At 64.3% G+C, this 12,463-nt stretch carries 12 protein-coding genes; 7 read left to right on the forward strand and 5 right to left on the reverse strand.

All coding sequences use genetic code 11. From position 1 onward, the window contains the following. Positions 1-105 precede the first annotated feature (105 nt). From LB571_RS04935 to LB571_RS04950, 4 genes are all read left to right on the forward strand, one after another. Positions 106-1,770, forward strand: a complete 1,665-nt coding sequence (locus tag LB571_RS04935) for a Na/Pi cotransporter family protein (RefSeq protein WP_224592618.1) — start codon at positions 106-108, stop codon at positions 1,768-1,770. A gap of 130 nt (positions 1,771-1,900) precedes the next feature. Continuing rightward, complete coding sequence (locus LB571_RS04940; protein ID WP_015316213.1) at positions 1,901-2,110, forward strand: DUF2061 domain-containing protein; 210 nt, start codon at positions 1,901-1,903, stop codon at positions 2,108-2,110. A gap of 113 nt (positions 2,111-2,223) precedes the next feature. After that, complete coding sequence (locus LB571_RS04945) at positions 2,224-3,408, forward strand: MFS transporter (RefSeq protein ID WP_224592621.1); 1,185 nt, start codon at positions 2,224-2,226, stop codon at positions 3,406-3,408. 1 nt (position 3,409) lies between these two features. Then, positions 3,410-4,447, forward strand: a complete 1,038-nt coding sequence (locus tag LB571_RS04950; RefSeq protein WP_224592623.1) for a P1 family peptidase — start codon at positions 3,410-3,412, stop codon at positions 4,445-4,447. A gap of 52 nt (positions 4,448-4,499) precedes the next feature. Here LB571_RS04950 and LB571_RS04955 read toward each other — a convergent pair whose 3' ends face one another. Together LB571_RS04955 and LB571_RS04960 are read right to left on the reverse strand one after the other, a co-directional pair. Next, positions 4,500-5,057: a GNAT family N-acetyltransferase gene (locus tag LB571_RS04955; protein ID WP_224592626.1), complete on the reverse strand. Its 558-nt coding sequence runs from the start codon at positions 5,055-5,057 to the stop codon at positions 4,500-4,502. Between the two features lie 52 nt (positions 5,058-5,109). Beyond that, entirely contained in the window at positions 5,110-5,820 is a 711-nt protein-coding gene (locus LB571_RS04960; RefSeq protein ID WP_224592644.1) for a DNA helicase, read from the reverse strand. A 377-nt stretch (positions 5,821-6,197) separates the two neighbouring features. Between LB571_RS04960 and LB571_RS04965 the strand changes: the two genes are divergently transcribed. Beyond that, positions 6,198-7,181: a hypothetical protein gene (locus LB571_RS04965; RefSeq protein WP_140665034.1), complete on the forward strand. Its 984-nt coding sequence runs from the start codon at positions 6,198-6,200 to the stop codon at positions 7,179-7,181. Positions 7,182-7,208: 27 nt separating this feature from the next. On the opposite strand, the gene LB571_RS04970 is transcribed toward LB571_RS04965, so the two are convergent. After that, entirely contained in the window at positions 7,209-8,000 is a 792-nt protein-coding gene (locus tag LB571_RS04970) for an alpha/beta fold hydrolase (protein ID WP_224592647.1), read from the reverse strand. Between the two features lie 100 nt (positions 8,001-8,100). On the opposite strand from LB571_RS04970, the gene LB571_RS04975 reads away from it, so the two are divergent. Beyond that, positions 8,101-9,018, forward strand: coding sequence for a LysR family transcriptional regulator (locus LB571_RS04975; protein ID WP_224592650.1), 918 nt, complete (start codon positions 8,101-8,103; stop codon positions 9,016-9,018). Between the two features lie 64 nt (positions 9,019-9,082). Here the strand turns inward: LB571_RS04975 and LB571_RS04980 are convergent, their stop codons facing one another. After that, positions 9,083-9,532: a GatB/YqeY domain-containing protein gene (locus LB571_RS04980; RefSeq protein WP_224592652.1), complete on the reverse strand. Its 450-nt coding sequence runs from the start codon at positions 9,530-9,532 to the stop codon at positions 9,083-9,085. A gap of 275 nt (positions 9,533-9,807) precedes the next feature. On the opposite strand from LB571_RS04980, the gene carA reads away from it, so the two are divergent. Beyond that, positions 9,808-11,013 carry a glutamine-hydrolyzing carbamoyl-phosphate synthase small subunit gene (gene carA, locus LB571_RS04985; RefSeq protein WP_224592654.1) on the forward strand — a complete coding sequence of 402 codons (1,206 nt, stop codon included), beginning with the start codon at positions 9,808-9,810 and terminating at the stop codon, positions 11,011-11,013. Positions 11,014-11,046: 33 nt separating this feature from the next. Here the strand turns inward: carA and LB571_RS04990 are convergent, their stop codons facing one another. Then, complete coding sequence (locus LB571_RS04990) at positions 11,047-12,312, reverse strand: TCR/Tet family MFS transporter (protein WP_224592658.1); 1,266 nt, start codon at positions 12,310-12,312, stop codon at positions 11,047-11,049. Between the last annotated feature and the right edge of the window lie 151 nt (positions 12,313-12,463).

The raw sequence follows: 12,463 nt of genomic DNA on the forward strand, positions 1-12,463 counted from the left end.
CCGACTATATTCCAAGGCTGCCATGACCATGATTCGTACCCTCGCTTTAACCACCGGTCGCCATGCTGCCCGCCGCGCGCGCCATACCGCCATGCAGGCGCCGCGATGAGCGGCTCGGTCGTCCTCCTGCATCTGGCCGGTGCGGTGGCGCTGATGCTGTTTGCCACCCGCATGGTCAAGACCGGCGTCGAGCGGGCCTATGGCGACGTGCTGCGTCATCGCCTGCGCGCCACCATGCGCAATCCGATCATGGCGGTGCTGGCCGGCACCGGCCTTGCGATCGCGCTGCAAAGCTCCACCGCCGTCACCTTGCTGGTCGGCTCCTTCGCCGGTTCAGGCATCGTCTCGGGCGCCGCCGGTCAGTTGGCCGTGCGTGGCGCCGAGATCGGCTCGGCTCTGGTGGTCAAGCTTCTGACCTTCGACCTCACGCTGTTGGTGCCGCTCTGCCTGATTGCCGGCACGGTGATGTTCATGGCCACGGAGCGGCGCGACTGGCGCCAGACCGGCCGCATCCTGGTCGGCATCGGTCTCCTGATCCTGTCCCTCGAAATGATCGGCCAGGCGTCCGAGCCGCTGCGCAACAGCCAGCTGCTGCCGGTCATCCTCAATTACTTCTCCACCGATTCGATCACCGCGTACCTGCTGGCGGCAATGATCACCTGGCTGTTCCAGTCGAGCATCGCGGCGGTGCTGTTGATGGCGACGCTGGCCGGCCGTGGCTTGATCAGCCCTGAACTCGGCCTTGTCCTCATCCTCGGCGTCAATCTCGGTTCGTCGCTGATCGCGCCGATGCTGACACGCTCGGCCAGTCCCGAAGTGCGTGTCGTGCCGGTCGGCAATCTCTTGATGCGCGGGCTGGGTTCGCTGATCATGCTGATCCTGTTCATGATCTTCCGGCCGCATGTTGCCTTCCTCGGCCCGACGGCGGCCGATCAGATCGTCAACGCCCATATCCTGTTCAACGTGGTCATCCTGCTCGCCGGCCTGCCGCTGGCCGGTCTGGTCTACCGAGCCTCCGAAAGGATCGTGGCGCTCGGCGCCAAACCGGCGCCGGCCGCTGCGCTCGACGTCGTCGAACTGTCGGCGCTCAACGAAAGCGCGATCGATGTGCCGAGCCAGGCCCTGGCCAACGCCACACGCGAGGTGGTGCGTGTCTGCGAGACGGTCGAGATCATGCTCAAGCGCATCATCGAACTCTACGAGGACGCCGACTCGGACAAGATCAAGGCGCTGGCGGCCCTCGACGACCGTGTCGACCGCAGGCACGCGGCCATAAAGCTCTACCTCGCCAAGGTCACCAGGAATCCGATGACCGAAGACGAGGCGCTGCGCTGCCAGGAGCTGATCGGCGCCTGCGTCAAGCTCGAGCAGGTCGGCGACATCATCGTGCGCAACATGCTGGTGCATGTGAAGAAGAAATTCGACCGCGGGCTGGAATTCACCGACGAAGGCTGGAGCGAATTGTGCGCCTTCCATGGCTCGGTGTTGGCCAATGCCCGGCTCGCCTTCAACGTCCTGGTCTCGCGCGATCCCGAAACCGCGCGCCAACTCGTGCTGGAAAAGGACCGGCTGCGCGACCGCGAGAAGGAAACCAGCGCCAGCCATTTTATGCGCCTGCGCGAAGGCACCGCCAAAAGCGTCGAAACCAGCTCGATCCACCTCGACACCATCCGCGACCTGAAGCAGATCAACTCGCTGCTGGCCTCGATGGCCTACCCGGTTCTGGAAGAGCGCGGCCTGCTCACGGGATCGCGGCTGAAGGCGAGCTGACTGGCGGAAGCTTCCTGCAATCGCACCGATTTGGAACACGCTTCCATCATTCGGGAAAGAGCGCCAAATTTAGCCTTTGCTTATCCAGCCATCCGTCGGCTAAGCATCCGTTTCCACCGGGAGGAAATCGATGGATACCCATTCGCGCAGTTTCGCCAAGGCGCTTTCCTGGCGCGTGACCGGCACCATCGATACGATGATCATCTCGCTGGTGGTGACCGGAAGCATCAAGCTTGCGGCCGCCATCGGGGTGACGGAGGTCTTCACCAAGTCGCTGCTCTATTATTTTCATGAGCGGGCATGGCTGAAGATTCCTTACGGACGCAAGTCCGTCACCTGATGGGCTTGCGATCGATGGGTCCCGTCAAGAAAACCTAAACCGGCGACAAAAATTTCTGGATTGCCTGCTACGGTCATCCATGGTTTGAGCCCTGCATTCGGGGGTTCCTTTTCATGTCGCTGCCGCTCATCGCCCTGTTCATCGCCGCCTTCGCTTTCGGCACCACCGAATTCGTCATCGCCGGCGTGCTGCCGCAGGTGGCGCAGGGGCTAGGCGTTTCGGTTCCTTCCGCCGGCTATCTCGTCTCCGGCTATGCCTGCGGCATCGCCATCGGCGGGCCGCTGCTGGCGCTTGCCACCAAGAGCCTATCGCGCAAGACCTTGCTGCTTGGCCTCGCCGTCGTCTTCACCCTCGGCCAGGCGGCCTGCGCGCTGGCACCCGACTTCGCCTCGATGCTGTTGCTGCGCATTGCCGTGGCTGTCGCGCATGGCGCCTATTTCGGCGTCGCCATGGTGGTCGCCGTCGGCCTTGTGCGCGAGGATCAGCGCGGCATGGCGGTCGCCGTCATCCTGTCGGGTCTCACCGTCTCCAACGTCATCGGCGTGCCGGCCGGCACCGCCATCGGCAACATCTGGGGCTGGCGCGCGACCTTCTGGGTGATGTGCGCGCTGGGCGTAGCGGCAACGCTCGCCATGGCGGCCTTGCTGCCGCGCACCACCGGATATCAGGCCAGGTCGGCGAGCCTTGCCAGCGAGGTCCGCGTCCTGGCGCGCCAGCAGGTCTGGACTTCGCTGATCCTGATGCTGATGCTGATGCTCGGCCAGTTCTGCCTGTTCACCTACATCACCCCGACGCTGCTGGAGGTCACCGGGCTCGACGAAAACCTGGTGCCCTGGGTGCTGCTGCTCAACGGCGTCGGCGCCACGCTTGGCGTCTTCCTGGGCGGCAAACTGTCCGACTGGAAACTGATGCCGTCGCTGATCACCATGCTTGCCCTGCAGGCGGTGACGCTGACCATCATCTATGCCGTCAGCCCCTATCCCGTGCCGATGGTCGTCGCGATCATCGTCTGGGGCGGCCTCAACTTCGCCATCGGCACGCCGATCCAGACCCGCATCCTGGCCTGGACGGCCGACGCCTCCAACCTCGCCGCCTCGCTCATCCCGTCCGGCTTCAATATCGGCATCGCGCTGGCCGCATCGCTGGGTGCCGCCATGCTCAATGCCGGCTACGGCTATCGCAGCCTGTCGCTTGTTGGCGCCTTTGCGATGCTCGTCGCCGTCATTGTGGCTGTCATCTCCCATCTTTGGGAACGGCGCAGCGACATCGGCCCGCCGGTACCGGCGGCCGCCGAATAAGATGGCAAGGACTGTCGCCGATTTCGGCCTGACCTGCGGCATCTTGCCGGCGGGCACGCAAAACGCGATCACCGACGTGCCTGGCGTGCGCGTCGGTCACTGCACGCTGCGCGACGGCGACATCAACACCGGCGTGACCGCGATCCTGCCGCATGGCGGAAACCTGTTCCGCACCAAGGTGATGGCGGCAAGCCATGTCATCAACGGCTTCGGCAAGACCGTCGGGCTGATGCAGGTCAAGGAACTCGGCACCATCGAGACGCCTATTCTCTTGACCAACACGCTTTCGGTCGGCACCTGCGCCACGGCGCTGATCCGTGACGCCATCCGCCAGAACCCCGATATCGGCCGCACCACCGGAACGGTCAATCCGGTGGTCGGTGAATGCAATGACGGTCCCTTGAACGACATCCAGGCCATGGCGATATCAGAGCAGCATGCCCTTGCCGCGCTGGCGGATGCCCGAGAAGGCGCGTTCGAACAGGGCAATGTCGGCGCCGGAACGGGAATGAGCTGCTTCGGCTTCAAGGGCGGCGTCGGCTCGGCCTCCAGGAAAATCGCGCTCGCCGGCGGACATCATCTTGGCGTTCTCGTCCTGTCGAATTTCGGCAGGGCCGGCGACCTCGTCCTGCCCGATGGGCGCCGGCCCGACCCCAGGCGGCAGGCCGAGGCCGAACGCGGCTCGATCATCGTCGTTCTGGCGACCGATGTGCCGCTCGAACACCGCCAGCTCGAGCGCCTGGCGCGCCGTGCGGGCGCCGGCATCGCCAGGCTCGGCTCCTTCTGGGGCAATGGCAGCGGGGACATCGCCATCGCCTTCAGCACCGGCAACCCGGTCGACCACGATGAAAACCGAGATCTGGTGCCGCTGCTCGCGCTCAACGAAGCACGCATCGACATCCTGTTCCGGGCGGCGGCGGAAGCGACGCAGGAGGCGGTGCTGAACTCCATGCTGTCCGCCGAGGCATTCACCGGCAGGGCCGGCACCCATCGCGCATCGCTCGCCGACTGGCTGGGCGACCAGCCCGAAAGGCGATAGGCGCGGAAAACGCCATCAGATGGCCGCCGGCGTGGAGTTTCCAAACCGCCTCTTACAAATCGATCCGGAACCGCAGGCTCTGCACCCCGCCATAGGCGGCGTCCTCGAAGAAGCGCTCGACGAGTTTGCCGCCATTGGCCAGGATCACCTTGTGCGAGGCCGGATTGCCCGGCTTGGCGGTGATCTCGATATGGGGAAGGCCTACCGCCCTCGCCTCGTCCAGCATCAGCCGCAACGCTTCGGTGGCGTAGCCGCGCTGCCGCTTCCAGGGCACGACGGCGTAGCCGATATGACCAAGCACGTGCGAAGGCAGTTCCGCCGTGCCCTTCTGCCAGCGAAAGCCGATCGAGCCCGCCGCCTCGCCGTCCCAGATCCAGCGGCGGAAGCCCGGCAGGCGTGGCACCCGTGTCCCGTCGGGCAAGGCGATGGGCGGCCCCTTGGCTTCGGGATCGTCGAGGCTGGCCAGGAACGCCACCGGATCTTCCTCTATTGCCGCAAGCTGCTCGCGCGTCGCGTCCAGGAGCCGCACATTGTCCGGCGACCAGCCGCGTTCGAGCGCCGCCTTGTAGCTCGGCAGATGTTCAAGCGCCGGTTTGACGATCTCGACCATGATCGATGCCTCCTGAAAAACGCTGCAGGCATAGCCTTGGACAGCAGGGGGCTCAAGCCGCCTGGAAGTGTATCTCTCCCTTGTTCAGGAAGCAGGTCTTGCTGAACAGCGACAGGTCGAGCGGATTGGGCAGCCTGATATCGTCGATATCGGGGACTGGTTTTTTCGACAGTTCGTACGAACGGTCGACCTGCGCGATGAAGACCAGGATAAGCCCCCTGTCGCGCGCGAATGATCGCAGCCTGCGTACCTGGATCATCAGATCCGGATTTTCCCGCTTCTGGTCGAGCAATTGCAGGTAGTCGATCACCACCAGCGTGCCGGCTCCGGCCGAGGTCAGCCGCGCCACCATGTAGTCAACCGAGATGGCATCGGAACTGTCGAATTCGAACCGACCCTCGAATTGCCGTGGCTCGACCCCGATCGCGCGGAAGCGGTCGAGAATGTCCGCCTGCGTATATTCCAACGTGAAGAACACGCTGCGCCGGCCGCGCCTCATGGCTTCGACCGCCAGTTCCAGGCTCATCAGCGTCTTGCCCTGGCCCGGCCGCGCGCCGACCAGCAAGAGGTCGCCGGGCGCCAGTTGTGCAAACAATCTGCCTGCGGGCCCAGTTTCCGCGGCCTTCGCCGCAAGCAGGCTCCAGCTCGCGAAACCTTCTTGTGCCGCGATACGGTCGAGCGCCTGGTGGAGCGGTATTTTCACCTCGCGGGACAACAGCCTGGCTTGACGCTTCAGATGATAGACGGGCCAAAACAGCCTCATCGCAAAACCTCCTGGTGCGAGCAGTTTTTGCAACCCCTCCTTATGCCTGGTGCTCGAACAGTCGGTGCGGTGATTGGATGGCCCCGCATGAACGATGCTTTCCCGGCGGAGGGAGGAGGCGTGGGCCACGCCAGAATCAGATCATAGCCCAATCGCGCCGGCTCGAAAATCGGGCGTTCGTAGATATGGAGGCTCCCGCCGCAAGCCTTGACCCAGCATGTCCGTTTATGGATGGTTGCGCGTCGGCCTGGTCTTTTCGCGCCTACTTGCCGGTGCGCTAAACAAGATGTGTTTCGCCTGGCGGCGCGCCGCGTTTTATGATCGCCTCGGGTGATTCCGCGGGGATCACAAACGGCTTCGACAGGAGAATGGGTCCGGTGCGGTTGAGATCTGTCCCGTTGGGTGTCGTTACGTTCCTCGGTCTCCTCGTCGTCGTCATGGCCTTGATGGCATCGGCCCGGTCCTTTGCCGCGCCATCGGCCATTCCGGCCTGGCTGCAGGCCCATGTCGGAGATGGCGATGGCCAGATTTCACAAGTGGTGCTGGAGCGGGCGCGCGCGCTTTACCTGAAAAAAGTCGCCCAGGGCGTCGTCCGGAACCCCTGCTACTTCGCCATGGACGCCACCCGTCCCGGCGATTTGGGCAATGGCGTGCTCGGGCGCCGCTACTATGTCGTATGCGAAGCCAGCCAGTCGTTTCGCGCGATTTCGTCGGGGCACGGCGGCGGCCGCAACCTGAAAGGCACGGTGGATTTCTCCAATGGCAGGCGCTGCGCCAGGAATTTCGGCAATGCCATGGATTCGGAACTGACCGCCGGCGGTCCCTACATGACCCGCGAGGCGAAAACCTCGTTCAAGGGCTATTATCGCATCGGCGCCAAACAGGACGTGGCTTTCCAGCGCACCTTCATCCAGTTCGACGGCGAAGGCGAAGCCGCCAACGCCAGGCAGCGCGTGATCGGCGGCCACGCGGCGCAGGTGCTGCGCGGCATGTGCCTGCGCAAGAGCCCGAGCAGTTCCTATGCCGACCATGACGGCTTCGTGCCGTTCGGCAAGCTGGTGGACTATGCCGGCGGCCGCAGCAATGGCTGCACCAGCTGGTCGCCGGCCGATGCCAGGCAGCTCATCTCGATGGTGAAGGACAACCCCACCACGCTCTATATCTATCCGGAATCGCGCGACATCGCCGCCGTGGCAAACGGCCATTCCGGTTCAGGCACCTACTGGAACGCATCCTGCCTGAAAGAGATCGGTACGCCGAAATTCTGGCCGCGAAAAACCCTCGAGCCGGTCATTGCCCAGTACAAGAAGGACCATCCGGCGGCGCCCCCGCAGCCACTGCCGATGTGCAAGGAGCCGTGAGATGGACCCACGGCACCCTGCTCCGGCTCAGTGCAGGAAATCGAGCACGGCCTGCATGAACTCGGTGGGGTATTCCACGTTCGACAGGTGAACCGCGGGCAGCACGACAAGCTTCGCCCCGGGCACGGCTGCCGCGATCAGTTCGCTGTGGCTGGCCGCCGTCACCGTGTCATGCTGGCCGGCGATTACCAATGTCGGCCGGTCGATCAGGGCCACCGTGCGGCGAAGGTCGGCGTCGCGAACCGCGGCGAACAGACCCGCCAGGCCCAGACGGTCGATAGCGAGCAGCATGGCGCGGAATTTCTCGATGACAGGCTCGTTGGCCGCCACCATGCCGGCCGGGAACCAGTTGTTGAGGAACACTTCGGCGGTTTCCGACATGTCCGGCGCCTGCCGCACGACGGCGATCCGCTCGTCGAAATAACTTGCCGGCGAGAGGTGAGATGAAGTGTTGCTCAGGATCAGCCGGTCGATCCGCTCGGGCGCGTGGATGCCGAGCCACTGCCCAACGAAACCACCCAGCGACAGGCCGAGGAAATGTACCCGGCCAAGGCCGAGCGCGCCGATGAGTTCGATCACGTCGCGGCCAAGCCGGTCGAGCGAATAGGCGCCGACTGGCACGCTCGATCCGCCATGGCCGCGAAAATCGTAGCGCAGAACGCGGAAATGCCTGGACAGTTCGCCGATCTGGCCATCCCACATGTGCAGCGTCGTGGCGATGGAGTTGGACAGCACCAGCACCGGTTGCCCAGCGTCACCGTCGAGCTGGTAGGCAATGCGCGTGCCGTCACCGACAGTCACGAAATTCAACTCACTCATGATTAAAATCCTTTTGGAACGTTGAATGAGGCAAAGCGTAGCTGTGGCTGGGATTTGGTGATATTACAAAGATAGGACAATCTCTGTAATCAAAGCTGACATGGCCGAATTCACCTTGCACGACCTCCAGTGCTTCGACGCGGTGATCCGCTGCGGCGGCTTTCAGCCGGCCGCGGCCCTGCTCCATCGCTCGCATCCGGCGGTGTTCGCCGCCGTCGCCAGGCTCGAACGACAGCTCGACCTCGTCCTCCTGGATCGCGGCGGCTATCGCGTGCGGGCGACGGAAGCGGGGCTGTCGTTCCATCGACGGGCGCAATCGCTGCTGCGCGAACTGGAAGGCCTGAGCATCCACGCCGCCCAGCTCTCGATGGGCGAGGAAAGCGATATCCACGTCGTGATCGGCGACCTCTGCCCGCGCCCGCAGGTGCTGGGCATGCTTGGGCGGTTCTTCGCCCAGTGCCCCGGCACGCGGCTGCATCTCCATTTCGAAGCCGTCGGCGGCCCGTGGGAACGCCTTTTTGACGACAAAGCCGATCTCATCCTGCACTGGATAGACAAGGGCGACGTACGGGTGGAATGGATCGATCTCAGCAAGGTGTCGTTCATTCCCGTCGTGGCGCCGGGCTTTCTGCCGGAGCGCGTCGACCAACCGGTCACACTGGAGAAGATGCAGGCATTCACCCAGTGCGTGATGCGCGACACCGCCCTTCATTCGCCACGACAGGACTATTTCGTGGCCGAGGGCGCGCCGCGATGCCTGGTCCCCGATCAAGCCATGAAGAAGGAACTCATCCTGCAAGGGCTCGGCTGGGGCCACCTGCCCCACTTCCTGATCGCGGAAGAGCTGCGCGACGGGCAGCTATTATCCATAGCCGGCAGTCATCTGCCGGGCCGCACCGACGAATTGGTGGTGGCGCGCCGCCGCGACCGGCCGCACGGCCCGATCGCCAATCGCTTGTGGGACCATATCCAGCGGGAAGCACCCGCATTGCGCCGCGCGTTGGAGCCTCGGGTCTAACAGCAAGCCGCAGCTTGGCGTCGAGTGGCCGTGTTGGAAGCCGACGATGCGAGAGTAGAAAGCCCTACTGCAGCAGCGCCTTGACGATGCCGCTCGCCTTGCCGAAATCCATCTGGCCGGCATATTTCTGCTTCAGCGCCGCGATCACCTTGCCCATGTCCTTCTGGCTGGCCGCACCGGTCGCCGCTATCGCCTCGCGCGCCGCCGCCGTGACCGCGGCATCGTCAAGCTGCGTCGGCAGGAAGCCGCGGATGATCTCCATCTCGCCGCGTTCCTGCGCGGCCAGTTCCGGGCGCTTGCCGTCCTCGAATGCCTTGGCCGATTCCTCGCGCTGCTTCACCATCTTGGCCAGGATCTGCAGGATTTCCTCATCGCTGGCGGGTTCCCTGCCGGCACCGCGATTGGCGATGTCGCGGTCGTGGATGGCGGCCTGGATCAGCCGCAATGTCGGCAGCCGGTGCTTGTCCTGCGCCTTCATCGCGGTCTTCAGGGATTCGGCGATTTTCGCGCGCATTGCTCTCTCTCCTTCGGTCGGCGCGGACAATAGCGCCGGGGACAGGCCAACGCAAACTCTGATATGCCCGGGCAAGCCTATGATATTCCTCAATGAAATAAATTGCGGCCCTCTTTCGCATGATCATTGACCGCCCTGTCCCCTTCCCCTATGTACTGGGCCTTGCATGAACTGAAGCTTGGGTGCGTGGAGGCCGCGAATTCGCCGCTTCGCGCCGTTTGCCGCGCCAACGCCCGCCGGGCTATGGAAGCGCGCGGCTTGATAGGAGTGCCGCCATGGCCGAGATGACGCCCGCCTGGGCCACTGAAAAGCCGACCGCCCTTCTGGTGCTGGCCGACGGCACCGTCATCGAGGGTCGCGGCCTCGGCGCCACCGGCTCGGCGGTCGCCGAGGTCTGCTTCAACACGGCACTTACCGGCTACCAGGAAATCCTCACCGACCCGTCCTATGCCGGCCAGATCGTCACCTTTACCTTCCCGCATGTCGGCAATATCGGCACCAATGGCGAGGACATCGAAGACCTCAATCCGGCCGCTCGTGCCGGCGCCGTCGGTGCCGTGTTCAAGGCCGATGTCACCAACCCGTCCAATTACCGCGCCGCCGGCCATCTCGACCAGTGGCTGAAGAAGCGCGGCATCGTCGCGCTCTCGGGCATCGACACCCGCGCGCTCACCGCGCTGATCCGCGAAAAGGGCATGCCCAATGCCGTCATCGCCCACGCGCCCGACGGCGTCTTCGACCTCGACGAGCTGAAGCGGCGTGCAGCCGCATGGTCGGGCCTGATCGGGCTCGATCTCGCCAAGGAGGTTACGTCGGGCCAGTCTTCTGTCTGGCGCGAGACGCCTTGGGTGTGGAACGAAGGCTTTGGCGAACAGGCCGAGCCTTCGCTGCACGTCGTCGCCATCGACTACGGCGTCAAGCGCAACATATTGCGCCTGCTCGCCGGTCTGGGCGCCAAGGTGACCGTGGTTCCGGCCAGCACCGGTTCGGAAGAAATCCTCGCCATGCGGCCCGACGGCATCTTCCTTTCCAACGGCCCCGGCGACCCGGAAGCCACCGGCGACTATGCGGTGCCGGTCATCCAGGACCTGCTCAAGACCGACATTCCGGTGTTCGGCATCTGCCTCGGCCACCAGATGCTGGCGCTGGCGCTGGGCGGCAAGACCGCCAAGATGCACCAGGGCCATCACGGCGCCAACCATCCGGTCAAGGATCACACCACCGGCAAGGTCGAAATCGTTTCGATGAACCACGGCTTTGCCGTCGATGCCGACTCGCTGCCCGCGGGTGTCGAGGAAACCCATGTCTCGCTGTTCGACGGCTCGAATTGCGGCATCGCGTTGACCGGCCGCCCGGTATTCTCGGTCCAGCACCACCCCGAGGCCTCCCCCGGCCCGCAGGACTCGCACTACCTGTTCCGCCGCTTCGTCAACCTCATCCGCGAAAAGCGCGGCGAGGAATTGCTGGCGGAAAGGGCCTGAGACGCGTCGCGCCACCCCTCACTTGCCTCCCGCTCATAGCTGGGCTCCATCTTCCACGACATCGTTCGTGACATTGATGACCGTCGCCGGCCTAGCCACCTTGGTGACGAAGATGATGACCGCCAGCACCAGGAAGCATGCACCGACCAGATAGGGCGCGCCGCCGAAGGTGACGGGCGCGCTGGGGCCGGTGAACCAGGAAAAGACCGCGGTATAGAGCAGCGGCGTGATGATCGAGGTGATCGAGAAGATCGAGGTCATCGCGCCTTGCAATTCGCCTTGTGCCGAAGGGGGAACCTTGGCTGCGGCGAGGCTTCTCAGCGGGGGATCGGCCAGCGCTTCCAGGCAGCCGACGACGATCACCGCGTAGACCATCCAGCCTTGCGAGGCGAAGGCATAGCCGAAGGCGCTGGCCGCGGTGAACGTCAGGCCGATGACCGCCGTCCTCCACTCGCCGAGCCTGGGGATGACGCGCGGCAGCACCGTGCCCATGATGATGGCGCCGCACAGGCCGAAAGCGCCGAGCGAGAAGCCGATCTGCTGCTCGCTCCAGCCGTAGCGGTAGTTGGAGACGAACGACCACACCGCCGGATACATCATGTGGCCGAGCGTCATCAGGAAGAAGACCAGCCCAATCCAGCCGATGCCCTGATATTGGCGCATCTGCAGAAGCGTGCCGACCGGGTTGGCACGTTTCCACTCGAAGCGGCGGCGGTGCTTTTCATCGAGCGTTTCGGGCAGGAAGAACATTGCGATGAGGAAGTTCACGAAGGCGAGCCCGGCGGCGAAAAAGAACGGCACGCGCGGCCCGAACGTACCGAGCAATCCGCCAAGCACCGGCCCGATGACGAAGCCGACGCCGAAGGCAATGCCGAGCAGGCCGAAATTCTTCGCCCGGTTCTCGTCGTTCGAAATATCGGCGATGAAGGCCGACGTCGTCGAATAGCTGGCGCCCGAAATGCCGGCCAGGACGCGACCGATGAACAGCATCGGATAGGACCAGGCGATGGCGCAGATCAAATTGTCGATGGAGAAGGTCAACACCGAGGCGAGCAGGATCGGCCGCCGCCCGAATCGGTCGCTCAGGCCGCCCATGATGGGCGCGAAGAAGAACTGCATGGCCGCATAGACGAAGAACAGCCAGCCGCCCTCGATCGCCGCTTCGCTGATGCCGACGCCGGTCAATTCCCTGAGAAAGGCCGGCAGCACCGGCATGATCATGCCGAAGCCGATGATATCGAGCAGCAGCGTGGTGAAAACCAGCGCAAGGCCCCGCTTGGCGGTTTTGGGGTCGATCATGATGGTCAAGCTCCTCTGGCCGCCTTGGGGGCGCGGGCGGACGCACCTTATAGGCGAGCCCGCGGAAAGGAACAATGCGGGAACAGGCAGGAGGCTTTGATCCTGACACTCCCTGACGGCGTCTTGGCCGCCAGGTCCATGTCCGAAAACG

This window comes from Mesorhizobium sp. BR1-1-4, assembly GCF_020165375.1.
GTDB lineage: Bacteria > Pseudomonadota > Alphaproteobacteria > Rhizobiales > Rhizobiaceae > Mesorhizobium > Mesorhizobium australicum.